This window comes from Achromobacter spanius (assembly GCF_039673305.1).
Classification (GTDB): Bacteria; Pseudomonadota; Gammaproteobacteria; order Burkholderiales; family Burkholderiaceae_B; genus Achromobacter; species Achromobacter spanius_F.
In genome coordinates this window covers 1-16,490 of sequence record NZ_JBDJLJ010000032.1, presented here as the reverse complement: position 1 = coordinate 16,490, position 16,490 = coordinate 1, and the positions used below count along the sequence as shown (strand labels likewise).

The following is a 16,490-nucleotide window of genomic DNA, read 5'->3' as shown; positions in this document are numbered from 1 at the left end:
CCATGCAGGAACGCTACCTCCCCACTACCGTCGAAGCGGCCGCCCACCAAGACTGGCAGGCCCGGGACGTCTATCTGGTCCACGAACACGCGAAGAACCCCGACGGCTCCGAAAAGCCCAAGTTCTACGCCTGCTCCATGCTGCCCTATCCCAGCGGCAAGCTGCACATGGGCCACGTGCGCAACTACACCATCAACGACATGATGGCCCGCCAGCTGCGCATGCGCGGCTACAACGTCCTGATGCCCATGGGCTGGGACGCGTTCGGCATGCCGGCGGAAAACGCCGCCATCAAGTCCAAGGTCCCGCCCGCCAAGTGGACCTACGACAACATCGCCTACATGAAGAAGCAAATGAAGGCGATGGGCCTGGCGATCGACTGGACGCGCGAAATGTGCGCCTGCGATCCGCAGTATTACAAGTGGAACCAGTGGCTGTTCCTGAAGATGCTCGAAAAGGGCGTGGCCTACCGCAAGACCCAGGTCGTCAACTGGGATCCGGTGGACCAGACCGTGCTGGCCAACGAACAGGTCATCGACGGCCGCGGCTGGCGCTCGGGCGCGCTCGTTGAAAAGCGCGAGATCCCCGGCTACTACCTGCGCATCACCGACTACGCCGACGAACTGCTGGGCGCGGTCCAGAACGACCTGCCCGGCTGGCCCGAGCGCGTGCGCCTGATGCAGGAAAACTGGATCGGCAAGTCCGAGGGCCTGCGCTTTGCCTTCCCGCACCAGATCGCCGGCCAGGACGGCCAACTGATCCAGGACGGCAAGCTGTACGTCTTCACCACCCGCGCCGACACCATCATGGGCGTGACCTTCTGCGCCGTGGCGCCGGAACACCCCCTGGCCACCCACGCCGCGCGCTCCAATCCGCAGCTGGCCGCCTTCATCGAACAGTGCAAGCTGGGCGGCACGACCGAGGCCGAAATGGCCACGCGCGAAAAAGAGGGCATGCCCACGGGCCTGTTCGTCACGCACCCGGTCACGGGCGCGCAGGTCGAGGTCTGGGTCGGCAACTATGTGCTGATGACCTACGGCGACGGCGCCGTCATGGGCGTGCCGTCGCACGACGAACGCGATTTCGCCTTCGCCAAGAAATATGCCCTGCCCATCGTGCAGGTCGTGGACGTGGCGGGCAAGGAATACTCCACCGACGCCTGGCAGGAATGGTACGGCGACAAGCAGTCCGGCCGCACCATCAACTCCGGCAAATACGACGGCCTGTCCTATAAAGAAGCCGTGGATGCCATCGCCGCCGACCTGGGCGCGCAAGGCCTGGGCGAAAAGCAGACCACCTGGCGCCTGCGCGACTGGGGCATTTCGCGCCAGCGCTACTGGGGCACCCCGATCCCCATCATCCACTGCGCGGACTGCGGTCCCGTGCCGGTGCCGGAAAAGGACCTGCCGGTGGTCCTGCCCGACGACCTGATCCCCGACGGCAGCGGCAACCCGCTGGCCAAGAACGAAGCCTTCCTGTCCTGCGCCTGCCCCAAGTGCGGCAAGCCCGCGCGCCGCGAAACAGACACGATGGACACGTTCGTGGACTCGTCCTGGTATTTCATGCGCTACACCTCGCCGGGCAACGACACGGCCATGGTCGACGCGCGCAATGACTACTGGATGCCGATGGACCAGTACATCGGCGGCATCGAGCACGCGGTCCTGCACCTGCTGTACGCCCGCTTCTGGACCAAGGTCATGCGCGACATGGGCCTGCTCAACTTCGACGAGCCCTTCACCAAGCTGCTGTGCCAGGGCATGGTGCTCAACCACATCTATTCGCGCAAGACGCCCCAGGGCGGCATTGAATACTTCTGGCCCGAAGACGTCGAAAACGTCTACGACGACCGCGGCGCCATCACCGGCGCCAAGCTGAAGTCGGACGGCTCCGCCATCAACTATGGCGGCGTGGGCACGATGTCCAAGTCCAAGAACAACGGCGTCGACCCGCAATCGCTGATCGACACCCTGGGCGCCGACACCGCACGCCTGTTCGTCATGTTCGCCAGCCCGCCCGAGCAGACCCTCGAGTGGTCCGATTCCGGCGTTGAAGGCTCCAACCGCTTCCTGCGCCGCCTCTGGTCCATCAGCTACGCCCAGCGCGAAGCCGTGGCGCGCGGCCTGGGCCACGGCGCCGACTGGGCCCAGGCTCCCGCTCCAGTCAAGGATCTGCGCCGCGAAGTCTATTCGCTGCTCAAGCAGGCCGACTACGACTACCAGCGCATCCAGTACAACACCGTCGTGTCCGCCTGCATGAAGATGCTGAACGCCATCGACGACGCCAAGCTGCCCGAAGGCGCCCACGCCGACGCCGCCTACGCCGAAACGCTGGGCCTGCTGCTGCGCGTGCTGTATCCGGTCGTGCCCCACATCACCTGGCACCTCTGGCAGGACCTGGGCTACGCCAAGGAACTCGGCGACCTGCTCGACGCGCCGTGGCCGCACGTGGATGAAGCCGCGCTCGTCGCCGACGAGATCGAGCTCATGCTCCAGGTCAACGGCAAGCTGCGCGGCTCGATCCGCGTGGCCGCCAAGGCCGCCAAGGAAGACATCGAGAAGCTTGCCGCCAGCCAGGAAGAGGTCGCCCGCTTCCTGGAAGGCCGCCCGCCCAAGCGTGTCATCGTGGTTCCGGGCAAACTGGTCAACGTCGTAGGCTGATGAGGTCAAGCATGTACTTCGCCGGGCAAATAACGCACCAATCCCGCCAATCCTGGCTGCTGCGCGGCGCCTGCCTGGCGCTGTTCATGCTGCTCTCCGCCTGCGGCTTCGCGCTGCGGGGAGTGACCCCCATGCCGTTCGAAAGAATGTACGTGGGCATTCCCGACACCACCCAGTTCGGCGCCGACGTGCGCCGCGCCCTGCGCGCGGCCTCGCCCAACACCAAGCTGGTGGATTCGCCCAAGGAAGCGCAGGCCATCCTGCAGCAGGTGAGCGACTCGCGCACCCTGCGCGAGGTCTCGCTGAACGCCCAGGGCCGCGTCGAATCCTACGAACTCGGCATCAACTACACGTTCCGCCTGATCGACGCCCAGGGCCGCGCGCTGGTGCCGGACACGACGCTGTCCATCTATCGCGAAATGCCCTACGACGATCAGGTCGTGCAGGCCAAGCAGGGCCAGATCGATACCCTGTTCAAGGCCATGCAGCGCGACCTCGTGTCGCGCGTGCTGCGCCGCATTACGGCGCCGGACGTGCGCAAGGCGTTTGAAACCGCGCAGGAAGGCGGCGATACCGCCGACACTCCGCTGTTCAACCCGAACGAGCCGCAGCAGCAGCGTGTGCCCACGCCCTGGCAGACGCCGTCCGTCACCGACCCGACCAACGTCCGCTAGCCGATGGCACAGCCTCTGGACGCGGATCGCCTGGCCGAGCAATTGCAGCGGCCCGGCAACCGGCTGGCGCCGCTGTACACGGTTTCCGGCGACGAGCCGCTGCTGGTGACCGTGCCTCTGCCCGCGGGCCGCCCCGCCCCCCGCAACGCGGGCTACACCGAGCGCCTGTCCATGGTGATGGACGCGCGCAGCGACTGGAGCGCGGTCCTGGCCGCCACCCAGAGCGTGTCGCTGTTCGGCGACCGCCGCATCCTTGAAATCAAGATCCCCACCGGCAAGCCGGGCAAATCCGGCGCCGACACGCTGGCCAAGCTGGCCGAACAAGCCGAAAAGCAGGCCGATGCCGACACCCTGGTGCTGATCGCCCTGCCCCGGCTGGACAAGGCCACGCGCGAAAGCCGCTGGATGCAGGCCCTGAGCCGCGCCGGCGCGGCCGTCGACATCGCCAACATCGAACGCGGCCGGCTGCCCGCCTGGGTCGGCATGCGCCTGGCGCGCCAGAACCAGCGCGCCGACAACGCCACGCTGCAATGGATGGCGGACAAGGTCGAAGGCAATCTGCTGGCCGCCCACCAGGAAATCCAGAAGCTGGGCCTGCTCTACCCCGAAGGCCAGCTTGCCGCCGAAGACGTGGAACGCGCCGTGCTGAACGTGGCGCGCTACGACGTCTTCGGGCTGCGCGACGCCATGCTGGCCGGCGACATCGGCCGCACCATCCGCATGATCGACGGCCTGCGCGCCGAAGGCGAGGCCCTGCCGCTGGTGCTGTGGGCGGTCGGCGAGGAAATCCGCCTGCTGGCCCGCATCGCCGAGGCCCGCGCGCTGGGCCAGGACGTGAACGGCCTGATGCGGCGCCTGCGCATCTTCGGCGCCCACGAGCGCCTGGCGCTGCAGGCCCTGAGCCGGGTCCAGCCGGCCGTCTGGCCCGCTGCCGTGCAGCATGCCCACGAAGTCGACCGCCTGATCAAGGGCCTGTCGGTGCCCGGGCGCCTCTCGGATCCCTGGGAAGAAATGACCCGCCTGGCGCTGCGCGTGGCCGCCGCCGGCGGACGACCGTGAAGGCGGCATAGCCGCCGCCTCCGCCTTGCCCCCATCCGGTCGGCCGACCGGATCTCGCCCGGCCCCGCGGCCGGATATACACTGATTCTCCAGGCGGCGCCCGCGCCGCCCCACCTCCATGATCGACGCCGCCATGTCCTCGTCCTCCATCGAACAAGCCATGCTCACCCTGGGCGAAAACGCCCGCCGCGCCTCGCGCGCCATGATGCGCGCCAACAGCGCCGCCAAGAACCAGGCGCTGCTCGCCATGGCCGACGCGCTGGCGGCCAGCCACGACGAACTGAAGGCCGCCAACGAGAAAGACGTCGCGGCCGCCCGCGCCAATGGCCTGGAGCCGGCGCTGCTCGACCGCCTGACCCTGTCGGACAAGACGCTGGCGCACATGGCCGAGGGCCTGCGCCAGATCGCCGCGCTGCCCGACCCCATCGGCAGCATCACCGCCACCACCGTGCGGCCCAACGGCATGCGCGTGGCCCAGATGCGCGTCCCGCTGGGCGTGATCGGCATCATTTATGAATCCCGCCCCAACGTCACCATCGACGCCGCGGCCCTGTGCCTGAAATCCGGCAACGCCGCCATCCTGCGCGGCGGCAGCGAGGCCCTGCACTCCAATATCGCGCTGGGCCGCATCGTGCAGACGGGCCTGGCCGCCGCCGGTCTGCCGCAGGACGCGGTGCAGGTCGTGGCCACCGCGGACCGCGCCGCCGTCGGCAAGCTCATCACCATGACCGAGCACATCGACGTCATCGTGCCGCGCGGCGGCAAGGGCCTGATCGCCCGCCTGTCGCAGGAAGCCCGCGTGCCGCTCATCAAGCACCTGGACGGCAACTGCCACATCTACATCGACGCCGCCGCCGACCCGGACAAGGCGCACGCCATCGCCTTCAACGCCAAGACCTACCGCTACGGCATCTGCGGCGCCATGGAAACCCTGCTGATCGACGCGGTAGCGGCAGTGTCCATCCTGCCCAGCCTGGCCGCGGCCTTCACCGAGCACGGCGTGGAGCTGCGCGGCTGCCCGCGCACGCTGGCGCTGCTGCCGCACGCCAAGCCCGCCACCGAAGAAGACTGGGCAACCGAATACCTGGGTCCGATCCTGGCCGTGCGCATCGTCGACACGCTGGACGACGCCATCGAACACATCGCGCGCTGGGGATCGGGCCATACCGACGCCATCGTCACGCAAGACCTGTCCGCCGCGCAGCGCTTCCAGCGCGAGGTCGACTCCAGCTCGGTCTACGTCAACCTGCCCACCTGCTTCGCGGACGGTTTCGAATACGGCCTGGGCGCCGAGATCGGCATCTCCACCAACCGCCTGCACGCGCGCGGCCCCGTCGGCCTGGAGGGCCTCACCACGCTGAAGTGGGTGCTGAACGGCGAAGGCCAGGTGCGCGGCTGACCCGCCCCTTGCGCGTCCCGGCCATCGGGCCGGCGCGCCCTGACGCAGCTCTGAACACAGGGCTGCGCCAAGCCCTCTACAATACGGCCAGCGTAACGCCCAGGCTTCCAATCATCACCACGCGGCCCGCCGCGCATTCTTGAGATCCCCCATGCATTCTCCCGTCATGGCCATGGCCTTCAGCCTATTCGTGCTGTGCTTCATCACCTGCACGCTCAGCGGCATCGTGCTGTTCTTCTTCAAGAGCAAGCAGATCAACGCCACGCTGAAGCATCCCTACCTGCAGCATCGGCCCTTCAATCAGTATCCGCTGTCGATCCAGGCCGCGATCATGCTCGATTATTTTTTCCGCCTGATGTTTCCCGGCACGCGATTCTGGCTGATCGGCAATGCCAACGACCTGCTCGGCCACGTCGATCCCAAGAAGACGCCTCTCGCCCTGAAATGGCCGATCGTCGGTTTCTGGGGTTCGTGCTGGCTGGGCCTGCTTGCCATGATCGTGCTCTGGATCATGCTGTTCCTGGGAGTCTGACCCCATGCAGATCCGATTCGAAGACTATCCCGGCAGCGTCGACGCCGCGCGCTTCCTGATCGCCGCCCGCGAATCCGGCATCGCGGGCCCCCGCCTGCCCGCCGCCTGCCGCCCGCAGTCGATGGGCCAGGCCTTCGCCGTGCAGCAACGCACCGCTGAACTGCTGCACGCCACCCGGCAGGACGGCATCGCCGCCTGGAAAAGCGCCCTGCCTTCGCCGGAAAAGACCGTTGTCGCGCCCATCTACGCATCGGGCACCGCCGACGCCGCCGCCGGCCCGGTTCCCGCCAGCGCGGATGTCGTGCGCATCGAACCCGAGATCGCTTTCGAGATCGCCCGCGACCTGCCCCCTCGCAACACCGCCTACACCGACGCGGAAATCGATGCCGCGGTGGGCGGCGCCCGACTGGCGGTGGAAGTCCTGGGCTGTCGCTACGCGTCGCCGGAACACGCCAGCCTGCCCGAGCTCCTGGCGGACCACATGTTCAACCAGGGACTGGTGCTGGGTCCGCGCATCGCGTCGCCGGAAGCCGCGCCGGGCAGCATGACCATCACGCTGTCGGTCGACGGCGCGGAAGTCGAGCAGCACGCCGGCATCCACCCGAACGACCATCCCAAGGCCGGGCTGTACTGGCTGGCCAACTTCCTGCGCGAACAGGGCCTGGGCCTGTCGGCCGGCCAGCACGTCATCACCGGCTCTTATGCCGGTTTCCTGGACGTGCCCGCCAACAAGGACATCGAACTCGCCTACGGCGATCTCGGCGTCCTGCGGGTCCGCTTCAGCAAATAACGCCGCGGACACGCGCCGCGGCGCGCCCGCGGTCCGCGTTCAGCGCGGCGCGGGCTCGGCGATCTGGACGGGGTCGCCCGCCGCCTCGATGATCTCCCCCACCGCCAGGCACAGGTCTTCGCGGAAGCGCCCCGCCACCACCTGCACGCCCACCGGGCTCGGCCCCGCAGCGCTCATCGCGCTGCCCATCGCGACCGACAGCCCTGGCAGGCCCATGAACGGCAGCCCGATCTGGGTCATCTGCGCGCGCCACACGCGCGCATAGGCCGCATCGCCCTGCAGGTCGAGATTGTCGGGAAAGGGCAATTCGGCCGATACCGGCAGCAGCAGCACCGGATACTCGGCAAAGAAGACTTCCCACATGCGGGTCAGCGTGGCGCGCCGCGTCAGCACCGCCGAAAAACTCGCTTGTGCGGCGCTCGCGGCGTTGGGGCGCGGGCCGGCCAGCGCCACCAGGGCGCCGCGGTCGCCTTCCTTTTCGGCAGCCGCCAGCATGGCGTCGTAGCCGTCCGCCATCCACATGCGTATCTGCAGGTCGGCGGCCTCCTGCATGGGCGGAATCGCGTCCAGCGTGTCCACCGTCCAGCCGGCCTCGCTCAGGCGCCGCGCCGCTTCCTGCAGCGCCTTCACGACCGCGGGTTCCGTTTCCAGGCCGTCGGGCTTCAGGCACAACGCGGCGCGCCGCGGCGCGTCCGGGCCCGTCAGCGGCGCCGGCACCCACCAGGGATCGCGCGGATCGGAAGCGGCCAGCGCCGCCAGCCCCAGGCGCACGTCGGCGATGCTGCGGCCCAGAGGCCCCGACACCGCCGTGATCTGTCCGCCGATGGAACGTTCGGGCAAGGCCGCGTTGTACGCCGGCACCCTGCCCAGCGACGGGCGCAGGCCATGCACGCCGCACGCGTAGGCCGGATAGCGGATCGACCCCGCGATGTCCGTGCCGTGCGCCAGGTGCCCGATGCCCGCGGCCACCGCCGACGCCGCGCCGCCGGACGAGCCGCCCGGCGTGAGCGCCGGATTGCGGGGATTGAGGGTGTCGCCGTGCAAGGCGTTGCCGGTGAACCAGCGCAGCGAAAACGCCGGCGTATTGGTGCGGCCCAGGATCACCGCGCCCGCGCGCCGCAGATTGTCGACCACCGGGCTGTTGCGCTCGGCGATCAGGTCCTTCTGCAAGGTGACGCCATTGGTCGTGGCAAAGCCGGCCTGGTCGACATTGACCTTCACGGTGACGGGCACGCCCGCCAAAGGCCCGGCGGATTCGCCGCGAGCCAGCGCCGCATCGACCTCGGCTGCCTGGGCCAGCACCGCCTCGGGACGGTGGTCGACCACCGCATTGATGGCGGGGTTGACGGCTTCAAGCCGCTGCAGCGCGCTTTGCGCGGCTTGCACTGCGGACACTTCACGCTTGCGGACAAGGGCGGCAAGCTCAACTGCGGACAAACGCCAAAGATCGGTCACGCGCAACTCCTGGGTCGTGGTTTTCCTGCGGGCAGGGAAACCTTAGCGCCTGCCGCGCCCGCCCACAAGCCGCCGCTCTCCCCAATTGCGCCGCTACCGGTCCTCTTCGAAAACCTCGACGATGGCGTCGGCCACGGCGCGCACGCGCGCGGTGCGGTTCAGGTCGCCATGCATCACCAGCCACAGGTCGTAGCCTTCGCTGCGACCCGGCCAGATGCGCACCAGTTCGGGGTAATCGGCCGCCATGTGCGTGGGCACTTCACCGATGCCCAATCCTGCCGCCACCGCCTCGATGATCATCAGGCCGGAATTCAATTCGATGCCGATGCGGCCGTTGCCGGTGGGTTCGCCGCAAAACGTGTCCGACCAGCCGGGCAGCACCGCCTGCTGGTACGTCACCAGGGTGTGACCCGCGAATGCGGTGCCGGGCCGGGGCTCGCCATGCGCCTCCAGGTAGGCGCGCGACGCGTACAGCCCCACCTCCTTGCGGGCCAAATGACGCTGGATCAGGTCGGGATTGTCCGGCTTGATGTTGCGGATCGCCAGGTCCGCTTCGCGCCGGGTCAGGTTGCTGAGCTGAATGGCGGTGGACAGCGTCACCCGGATATCCGGATGCTCGGCATGGACCCGCTTGATGGCCTCCATGATGAAGTACTGGGCCACCGTTTCGGACGTTGCCACACGGACCACGCCCGACAGGCGGTGGTCCAGGCCCTGCATCTGGCGCTGGAGCTGGTCGGCGGCCTGCTCCATGCGCTCTGCGGCGGCGAAGGCCAGTTCGCCCGCCGCCGTGGGCACGTAGCCGCCCGGCGTGCGCAGGAACAGCCTTGCGTCCAGCGACGTCTCCAGCGCCGCCAGCCGGCGGCCGGCAGTGGCCTGGTCGATCTGCAGCAGCGCCGCGGCCCCGCGCAGCGTGCCTATCCGATAGATCGCCAGGAAGACCCTGGCATTGTCCCAATCCATGTCGCGTCCATGATGCAATTTTGCATGACTATAAAGCAGTTATTAGGCTTTTTTGCATTTCGAGAAGCGCCTAAGCTTCATCCCTCTTCAAACTGAAAGTCCCGCCATGTCCACCGCCTGCCGCCCCGCTTCCGTTTCCGCACTGGGCGCCCAGCCCGCCGCCGGCTGGGTGCCCCTGATCACCCTGGCCATCGGCTTTGTCATGGCCATGCTGGACGTCACGGTCGTGAACGTGGCCCTGCCCAGCATCGCCCTGCAGTTCGACGTGCCGCTGACGGACCTGGTCTGGATCGTCGACGGCTACACGCTCACGTTCGCCGCCCTGCTGCTGGTGGCCGGCGCGCTGGCCGACCGCTACGGCGCCCGGACCATCTACCTGGCCGGCCTGGGGGTGTTCACTGCCGCGTCGCTGCTGTGCGGGCTGGCGCCGGATTCGGCCACGCTCATCGCCGCCCGCATGCTGCAGGGAATCGGCGCCGCGCTCTTCATGCCCAGTTCGCTGAGCCTGCTCACCCATGCCTATGACGACGAACAGGTGCGCAACCGCATGCTGGCCGCCTGGTCGGCCATCGTGGCGGTCGCCGGCGCATCCGGCCCCCTGCTGGGCGGCGTCCTGATCCACCAGTTCGGCTGGCGCGGCATTTTCCTGATCAACATCCCGCTGGGACTGGCCGGCCTGTGGCTGGCTCGCAGCCGCATTGCACCCGCGCCACGCCGCCCGCGCGCGCTCAATCCCGCCAGCCACCTGCTCGGCGTCGTGGCGCTGACCGCGCTCTGCTATGCCCTGATCCAGGGCAACGCCTATGGCTGGACGTCGGCCCCCATCGCGGCGACCGCGGCCCTGTGCCTGGCGGCCGTCGTGCTGCTGGTGCGGCGCGAACGCCGCCATCCCGAGCCGATCATTCCGCGTGCGCTCTTTGCGACGCCGCAATTCGCCGCCGCCAATGGCGTGGGCTTTCTGATCAACCTCGCCGCGTACGGGCAGCTCTTCCTGCTGAGCCTGTTCCTGCAGCAGGCGCGCGGCGCCGATGCGCTGCAGACCGGCATCCAGCTCGTGCCGATGCTGGCCGTCTTCTCCATCGGCAACTTCGCGTCCGGCCGCGTGTCCGGCCGCTGGAACGTATCGGCGTCGCTGCTGGGCGGCGTGTCGCTCGCGGCGGCAATGAGCGCGACGGGCATATTCGTCTTCTCGCCCGGCATCGCCTACTGGCCTTTCGCCATCGTCATCGCGCTGGCCAATCTGGGCGTCGGGATCGCGGTGCCGGCGATGACCAGCATCGTCATGCAGGTGTCCGGCAAGCAGCACGCCAACAGCGCGGCTGCGGCCCTGAACGCCAACCGCCAATCCGGCGCACTGGTCGGCGTCGCGGTAATGGGCGCCATCCTGCACCTGATGCCGGACTGGAGCGCCAGCCTGCCCAGCGCCTACGGCGTTATCGCGCTGGGCTACCTGGCCGCGGCGGGCCTCGCATGGCGCTACCTGCGCCGGACCCGCAACCGCTGAGCCGGGAACGCAACGGGCACGGCGTCCAGCGTGCCGTCCCTTGGGTACAGCGGCAGAAACGCGGCAGTTGCGGGACAGCCTGCTAGGACAGGATCGCCACGCCGCGTCCCGCGAAGAAGGTGTCGAACACCGCCACCGGCAGCTCGACATCCGCCTGCACGCCGGGCTCGCCGGACGGGTTATGGAACCTCACGGACTCGGACGTGGCGCGCGTAACCAGCACCAGGTGCCCGCCCTTTTTCGGCGGTTGCCGCCCGGGCCAGCGTATCCACGGATGCACCGACGCCATGAAGTATTCGGCCTGCTCCAATAACGCCGGCAGCGCATCGGTCCGCACGTCGACGCGCACCTGCGCCTGCAGGCCGAAAGCGTCCGCAACGTAGCGCACGAACGGCGCGTAGATCAGCCCCCTGATGCCGCCGTCCGGTTCCTCGACATAGGCCCCGTAGGGCAGGCTGCCGCGGGCCAGTTCCAGCGTGGGATGGACGCGGCCGTTGCGCGCGGCCAGCACCATCTTCAAGCACGCCATGCCGCAGACGTGGCTGGCCCAGCGCGCGTATTCGTCCACGTCGCGCGCGCCGGACGCGCGCCATGCGGGATCGCTCGCCAGATCCATTTCCTTGCGGATGATCGCGCCCGCCAGATGCGCGGACTCCCATTGGCAAAAATACGGCACGGCGGCGCGGACAGGCGTCGAGTTCATGCGGGGCTCCGGACGTCCAGGGAAAGTCCGGTATCTTGCCGCCGCCGCGTCCGCGTGGCAACGTCCCCGCGTTTGCTTCACAATGAAGCCGACCCCATGAACAGGAGACCCGCATGTCCAGTCCCGCCACGTCCAGCGCCCGCCCCATCCACCGCGTCGCCATCGTCGGCGCCGGCACCATCGGCGCCAGTTGGGCCGCGCTGTTCCTGGCGCACGGCCTGGAAGTCGTGGTCAGCGACCCCGGCCCCCACGCGCAAGCCCAGACCCTCGCCCGCGTGCAGGCGGCATGGCCGGTCCTGGCCGAACTGGGCCGCGTGCGGCCGGGCGCCTCGCCCGACGCCCTGCGCTTCGAGCCCGACCTGGAGGCCGCCCTGGCCGGCGTGGACTTCGTGCAGGAAAACGCGCCCGAACGCGAAGACTTCAAGACGGATCTCTTCGCGCGCATGGACACCGTGCTGCCCCCGCACGTGATCGTCGCCTCCAGTTCCTCGGGCCTCATCATGAGCCGCCTGCAATCGCGCTGCCGTCATGCCGGCCGTTTCGTCATCGGCCACCCCTTCAACCCGCCGCACCTGATCCCGCTGGTCGAGGTCGTGGGCGGCGACCAGACCTCGGCCGACACCATGGACCGCGCCATCGCGTTCTATCGCAGCATGGGCAAGCATCCCATCCGCCTGAACAAGGAAGTGCCGGGCCACATCGCCAACCGCCTGCAGGCAGCGCTCTGGCGCGAAGCCATTCATCTGGCCGCCGAAAACGTGGCCAGCGTCGCGGATATCGACGCCGCCGTCTCGCAGGGCCCCGGCCTGCGCTGGGCGCTCTTCGGCCCGCACATGACGTTCAACCTGGGCGGTGGCGAAGGCGGCATGGCGCACTTCATGCACCATCTGCTCGGCCCGGTGCAGACCTGGTGGGACGATCTCGGCGCACCCGAGGTCACGCCCGAACTGCAGCGGCGCCTGATCGACGGCGTCAACGCCGAAGCCGGCCACCAGAGCATTGCCGACCTGGTCGAAGCGCGCGACGCGCAACTCACCGCCCTGCTGAAGGTCCTGCATCGCTGAGGCCCTCGCGTCCCCGTGCAGGCGATCCCGGCGGCCTCGCTGGTATCCTGCACGCAGGGCCAGGGGCCTTCGCCCGCCCTCAACCAAGTAAGGTCTGTCGCATGATTACCGTGATTCAAGACACCGGACATTCCCGCTTCACCGCCACCGTCGACGGCGTGCTGTGCGTGCTGGACTACCAGTTGCAGGACGGCGTGATGGCCATCACCCATACCGGCGTGCCCAGCCAGGTGGGCGGACGAGGCATTGCCGCCGAACTGACGCGCCAGGCGCTGCTCACCGCGCGCGCAAACGGCTGGAAGGTGCGGCCGTTCTGCTCCTACGCCGCGGTCTACATGCGCCGCCACCCTGAATACAACGACCTGCTCGCCTGAACTCGCCGCACTCCCCGTGACCAAAAAATCCGACGCGTCCAAGTCGCCCTGCCCCTGCAACGGCGTTCGCCCCTATCTCGACTGCTGCGGCCGCTGGCATGACGGCCCGCAAGCCTTGCAGGCGCCCACCGCCGAAGCCCTGATGCGATCGCGCTACAGCGCGTTCGTGCTCGACAAGCTGCCCTATCTGCTGGCCACCTGGCATGCCAGCACGCGGCCCGCCACGCTGGAGCCCAATCCTCCCGGCCTGAAATGGCTGGGACTTCAGGTCAAGGCCGCGGCCGATCAGGATGCGGATCACGCCACGGTCGAATTCGTGGCCAGAAGCCGGCAGGACGGACGCGCCAGCCGCATGCACGAGCTCAGCCGCTTCGTGCGCGAAGGCGGAAGATGGTTCTACGTGGACGGCGACCTAAGCTGATCGCTTGCGCCAGTGTGCTGGCCCATGGGCACCACGCCGGTTTTGGCCATGGGCATCGTTGAAGATCCTCGCGATACCCAAGGGTGTCGCTGCGGTTCGCGGCCATTCCTGACCCCCACCGCCACGAGTCTTCATGCCGACGCCTCCAGGGGGCAGCCCCCTAGCCGGCAATGCTCTTGGCGTCCTGGCCAATGGCCTGCTTCAGCGCCGCCAGCAGATCCTGCTCGACGGGCCCGAATGCGCGCGGATCGCCCACGATCGCCAGTTCAGTCGGGGGCACTGGCGCAAACCCGTCTTCCACGCCCAGCTCCGCGTGCACGTCCAGCCGCGCGAACGCCGGCAGCAAGCTGACACCCAGGCCCGCGGCCACCGCCGCCTGCACACCCGCCAGGCTATGGCTGTGGTACGCAATGTGCCAAGCCCGGCCGGCGCTTTCCAGGGCATAGATCATCCGCTTGCGATAGATGCACCCCTGCGGAAACAGCACCAGCGGCACCGCCGTCTCGTTGCGCACCGCCTGGCGGCCACCCACCCAGACCAGCCGCTCCGGCCACGCGGCAAGGCAGGGCCCGTCGCCGGGCTCGCGCTTTACCAGCGCCAGGTCCAGATCGCCAGACGCCAGGCCCCCGCGCAGGTCAGTGCTCATGCCGCTGCTGGTCTCCAGGCGCACTTGCGCATGGCTGGCCGCAAATCCGGCCAGCAGCACCGTCAGGCGCGATACGTCAAAATCCTCGGGCACGCCCAGCCGCAATACGCGCGCCGCCCGCGGCGCCGAAAGCACATGCTCGGCCTCTCCGGCAATCGCGAGCAGGCGCCGCGCGTACGCCAGCATCAGTTCGCCATCCTCGGTGGCCGCTACGTTGCCCCCGGCCCTGTCGCGCAACAGCAGCGTCTTGCCCACGCTCTGTTCAAGCTTGCGCACCTGCTGGCTGACGGTCGATTGCGTGCGGTGCACCCGGCTTGCCGCTCGCGTGAAGCTGCCTTCATCAACGACGCAGACCAGGGTCTTCAGGAGTTCAAGATCCAGCATGAGAGGCGAGATATTCGATGATCAACTATGAGGAGTTTATTTATTAATTTTACAACTATATAGGACAGCCCTACGCTGGGGGTTCACCTCAACACCAAGGAATCGACATGCCGCTGGATCAACTGCCCCGTCCCCAATGGCTCACCTTCGACTGCTACGGCACCCTCATCCAGTGGGACGAAGGCCTGCAGGCCGCCGTAACGCGGATCCTGGACGCCAATCCCGAGGCAGGCGCCCGTCCCACCGCCGCGCAATTTCTCCACGTCTACGACGAGCACGAGCACCGCCTCGAACGCACCCCGCCCTATCGACGTTTCGCCGACGTGACGCGCGAATCATTGCGCCTCGCCATGGAGGAATTCGGCCTGGCCTACCGCCCCGAAGACGCCGCCCTCTTGACCGGCAGCATCTCCCGCATGCCCCCGTTCCCCGAAGTCGTCGCCACGCTGGGCCAGCTCAAGCAGGCCGGCTTCCGCCTGTGCATCATCTCCAACACCGACGACGACATCATCGCCGGCAACGTCGCGCAATTGGGCGGACACATCGATCGCGTCGTCACCGCCGAGCAGGCGGGCGCCTACAAACCGTCGCCCACGATCTTCGCCCACGCGCATCGCAGCCTCGGCGTCACGCCGGACGAAGTCGTGCACATCTGCGCCAGTCCGCACCTGGACCTCGTCGCGGCGCGCGACATCGGGTTCCGCTGCATCTGGATCGACCGCGGCACCGGCCGCAAACCCTTGCCTGACTACCGTCCGGACGCTACCGTACCCACTCTGGATCTCGTCCCCGGCCTGTTCCGCAAGGTCGGCTGGCTCTGAGTCCCCGCTTCCCCAACCCTGACCTCAATCCCGGAAGGTGCCATGAATCAAGAACCCCGCTTCGCCAACGCGCTTTTTCATGCCGAACCCGTCGCCGCTTTGCGGGCGGACCTGGCGCTGGCCTTGCGGGCCGCGGCCGCGCACGGGCTGGGCGAAGGCGTCTGCAACCATTTCAGCGTCGCCCTGCCTGGCGATCCCGACCATTTCCTGCTCAATCCGCGCGGCCTGATGTGGAACGAGGTCCAGGCCGACGACATCATCCTCATCGATGCGCACGGCAACAAGCTAGCCGGCCGCCACGAAGTCGAACCCACGGCCATGTTCATCCACGCCGCCATCCACCGCATCGCCGGCAAGGCCTGTGTCCTGCACACCCACATGCCCTACGCCACCGCCCTGACGCTCACGTCGGATCGCGGCCTGGACACGACCCTGTCCCAGAACGCAATGCGCTTCCACGGCCGCCTGGCCATCGACCAGCACTACAACGGCCTGGCCCTGGACGTCAGCGAAGGAGAACGCATCGCACACGCCATGCAGGGTGCCGACATCGTCTTCCTGGGCAATCATGGCGTCGTGGTCTGTGGTGAACGCCTGGACTACGCCTATGACGACCTGTTCTTCCTGGAACGCGCATGCACCGCACAAGTGCTGGCCCAGTCCACCGGCCGCCCGCTGGTGCCCGTGGCCCCCGACATCGCCGCCAAGGTCGCCTCCCAGATTCAGAGTGAACGCCTGCAATCCGAACTATTCTTCAAGGCGCTGCGCCGCCAATTGCCCTGAGCAGCGACGTTTCTCTGGCCACAAAAAAACCCCTCGCGGCGCCAGCCGCGAGGGGTTTTCTGTATTCGGGTTTGAACCTGCCGCGCATTATCGGCGCCGCAAAGACAAAACCCCGCAGGGGATACCTGCGGGGTTTTGCGGAATAAAAGCCTGACGATGACCTACTTTCACAGACGTCCGTCCACTATCATCGGCGCAAAGGCGTTTCACTGTCCTGTTCGGGATGGGAAGGAGTGGTACCACCTTGCTATGGTCGTC

At 68.0% G+C, this 16,490-nt stretch carries 16 protein-coding genes and 1 rRNA gene; 12 read left to right on the top strand and 5 right to left on the bottom strand.

What is annotated here, in order from left to right; all coding sequences use genetic code 11:
- The first annotated feature begins 2 nt into the window (after positions 1-2).
- The 6 genes from leuS (at position 3) to ABE485_RS21070 (ending at position 7,114) form a co-directional block, all read left to right on the top strand.
- The gene (gene leuS, locus ABE485_RS21095) at positions 3-2,660 is read left to right on the top strand and encodes a leucine--tRNA ligase (RefSeq protein WP_346517217.1); all 2,658 of its coding nucleotides are present in this window, start codon (positions 3-5) and stop codon (positions 2,658-2,660) included.
- An 11-nt stretch (positions 2,661-2,671) separates the two neighbouring features.
- On the top strand, positions 2,672-3,334 hold the full coding sequence (gene lptE, locus ABE485_RS21090; protein WP_346517216.1) for an LPS assembly lipoprotein LptE: 663 nt from the start codon (positions 2,672-2,674) through the stop codon (positions 3,332-3,334).
- A gap of 3 nt (positions 3,335-3,337) precedes the next feature.
- Positions 3,338-4,393 carry a DNA polymerase III subunit delta gene (holA, locus tag ABE485_RS21085; protein ID WP_346517215.1) on the top strand — a complete coding sequence of 352 codons (1,056 nt, stop codon included), beginning with the start codon at positions 3,338-3,340 and terminating at the stop codon, positions 4,391-4,393.
- A gap of 118 nt (positions 4,394-4,511) precedes the next feature.
- Positions 4,512-5,792 (top strand): glutamate-5-semialdehyde dehydrogenase, encoded by a 1,281-nt coding sequence (locus tag ABE485_RS21080; protein ID WP_430795453.1) that lies wholly within the window; start codon positions 4,512-4,514, stop codon positions 5,790-5,792.
- Between the two features lie 151 nt (positions 5,793-5,943).
- Positions 5,944-6,324: a hypothetical protein gene (locus tag ABE485_RS21075; RefSeq protein ID WP_346517213.1), complete on the top strand. Its 381-nt coding sequence runs from the start codon at positions 5,944-5,946 to the stop codon at positions 6,322-6,324.
- A gap of 4 nt (positions 6,325-6,328) precedes the next feature.
- Positions 6,329-7,114 carry a 2-keto-4-pentenoate hydratase gene (locus ABE485_RS21070; protein ID WP_346517212.1) on the top strand — a complete coding sequence of 262 codons (786 nt, stop codon included), beginning with the start codon at positions 6,329-6,331 and terminating at the stop codon, positions 7,112-7,114.
- A gap of 39 nt (positions 7,115-7,153) precedes the next feature.
- On the opposite strand, the gene ABE485_RS21065 is transcribed toward ABE485_RS21070, so the two are convergent.
- Complete coding sequence (locus ABE485_RS21065) at positions 7,154-8,569, bottom strand: amidase family protein (protein WP_346517211.1); 1,416 nt, start codon at positions 8,567-8,569, stop codon at positions 7,154-7,156.
- A 93-nt stretch (positions 8,570-8,662) separates the two neighbouring features.
- Positions 8,663-9,532 (bottom strand): LysR family transcriptional regulator, encoded by an 870-nt coding sequence (locus tag ABE485_RS21060; RefSeq protein WP_346517210.1) that lies wholly within the window; start codon positions 9,530-9,532, stop codon positions 8,663-8,665.
- Between the two features lie 106 nt (positions 9,533-9,638).
- Between ABE485_RS21060 and ABE485_RS21055 the strand changes: the two genes are divergently transcribed.
- Positions 9,639-11,036 carry an MFS transporter gene (locus ABE485_RS21055; protein WP_346517209.1) on the top strand — a complete coding sequence of 466 codons (1,398 nt, stop codon included), beginning with the start codon at positions 9,639-9,641 and terminating at the stop codon, positions 11,034-11,036.
- 82 nt (positions 11,037-11,118) lie between these two features.
- On the opposite strand, the gene ABE485_RS21050 is transcribed toward ABE485_RS21055, so the two are convergent.
- Positions 11,119-11,739, bottom strand: coding sequence for a hypothetical protein (locus ABE485_RS21050; protein WP_346517208.1), 621 nt, complete (start codon positions 11,737-11,739; stop codon positions 11,119-11,121).
- Positions 11,740-11,852: 113 nt separating this feature from the next.
- Between ABE485_RS21050 and ABE485_RS21045 the strand changes: the two genes are divergently transcribed.
- The 3 genes from ABE485_RS21045 (at position 11,853) to ABE485_RS21035 (ending at position 13,598) form a co-directional block, all read left to right on the top strand.
- Entirely contained in the window at positions 11,853-12,803 is a 951-nt protein-coding gene (locus ABE485_RS21045; protein ID WP_346517207.1) for a 3-hydroxyacyl-CoA dehydrogenase NAD-binding domain-containing protein, read from the top strand.
- Between the two features lie 101 nt (positions 12,804-12,904).
- Positions 12,905-13,177 (top strand): GNAT family N-acetyltransferase, encoded by a 273-nt coding sequence (locus ABE485_RS21040; RefSeq protein WP_346517206.1) that lies wholly within the window; start codon positions 12,905-12,907, stop codon positions 13,175-13,177.
- Positions 13,178-13,193: 16 nt separating this feature from the next.
- Positions 13,194-13,598 (top strand): YchJ family protein, encoded by a 405-nt coding sequence (locus ABE485_RS21035; RefSeq protein ID WP_346517205.1) that lies wholly within the window; start codon positions 13,194-13,196, stop codon positions 13,596-13,598.
- A 160-nt stretch (positions 13,599-13,758) separates the two neighbouring features.
- Here ABE485_RS21035 and ABE485_RS21030 read toward each other — a convergent pair whose 3' ends face one another.
- Positions 13,759-14,628, bottom strand: a complete 870-nt coding sequence (locus ABE485_RS21030; RefSeq protein WP_346517204.1) for a LysR family transcriptional regulator — start codon at positions 14,626-14,628, stop codon at positions 13,759-13,761.
- 107 nt (positions 14,629-14,735) lie between these two features.
- Between ABE485_RS21030 and ABE485_RS21025 the strand changes: the two genes are divergently transcribed.
- A complete protein-coding gene (locus ABE485_RS21025; RefSeq protein ID WP_346517203.1) occupies positions 14,736-15,449 on the top strand; it encodes a haloacid dehalogenase type II in 714 nt (237 codons plus the stop codon).
- A 42-nt stretch (positions 15,450-15,491) separates the two neighbouring features.
- Complete coding sequence (locus ABE485_RS21020; RefSeq protein WP_346517202.1) at positions 15,492-16,232, top strand: aldolase; 741 nt, start codon at positions 15,492-15,494, stop codon at positions 16,230-16,232.
- 148 nt (positions 16,233-16,380) lie between these two features.
- On the opposite strand, the gene rrf is transcribed toward ABE485_RS21020, so the two are convergent.
- A 5S ribosomal RNA gene (rrf, locus tag ABE485_RS21015) occupies positions 16,381-16,490 on the bottom strand; the annotation flags it as partial.

Excerpts from the sequence above, each read along its gene's own strand:
- leuS (WP_346517217.1), top strand. The coding sequence starts at position 3 with ATGCAGGAACGCTACCTCCCCACTACCGTCGAAGCGGCCGCCCACCAA.
- lptE (WP_346517216.1), top strand. The coding sequence starts at position 2,672 with ATGTACTTCGCCGGGCAAATAACGCACCAATCCCGCCAATCCTGGCTG.
- holA (WP_346517215.1), top strand. The coding sequence starts at position 3,338 with ATGGCACAGCCTCTGGACGCGGATCGCCTGGCCGAGCAATTGCAGCGG.
- ABE485_RS21080 (WP_430795453.1), top strand. The coding sequence starts at position 4,512 with ATGATCGACGCCGCCATGTCCTCGTCCTCCATCGAACAAGCCATGCTC.
- ABE485_RS21075 (WP_346517213.1), top strand. The coding sequence starts at position 5,944 with ATGCATTCTCCCGTCATGGCCATGGCCTTCAGCCTATTCGTGCTGTGC.
- ABE485_RS21070 (WP_346517212.1), top strand. The coding sequence starts at position 6,329 with ATGCAGATCCGATTCGAAGACTATCCCGGCAGCGTCGACGCCGCGCGC.
- ABE485_RS21060 (WP_346517210.1), bottom strand. The coding sequence starts at position 9,532 with ATGGATTGGGACAATGCCAGGGTCTTCCTGGCGATCTATCGGATAGGC.
- ABE485_RS21055 (WP_346517209.1), top strand. The coding sequence starts at position 9,639 with ATGTCCACCGCCTGCCGCCCCGCTTCCGTTTCCGCACTGGGCGCCCAG.
- ABE485_RS21050 (WP_346517208.1), bottom strand. The coding sequence starts at position 11,739 with ATGAACTCGACGCCTGTCCGCGCCGCCGTGCCGTATTTTTGCCAATGG.
- ABE485_RS21045 (WP_346517207.1), top strand. The coding sequence starts at position 11,853 with ATGTCCAGTCCCGCCACGTCCAGCGCCCGCCCCATCCACCGCGTCGCC.
- ABE485_RS21040 (WP_346517206.1), top strand. The coding sequence starts at position 12,905 with ATGATTACCGTGATTCAAGACACCGGACATTCCCGCTTCACCGCCACC.
- ABE485_RS21030 (WP_346517204.1), bottom strand. The coding sequence starts at position 14,628 with ATGCTGGATCTTGAACTCCTGAAGACCCTGGTCTGCGTCGTTGATGAA.
- ABE485_RS21025 (WP_346517203.1), top strand. The coding sequence starts at position 14,736 with ATGCCGCTGGATCAACTGCCCCGTCCCCAATGGCTCACCTTCGACTGC.
- ABE485_RS21020 (WP_346517202.1), top strand. The coding sequence starts at position 15,492 with ATGAATCAAGAACCCCGCTTCGCCAACGCGCTTTTTCATGCCGAACCC.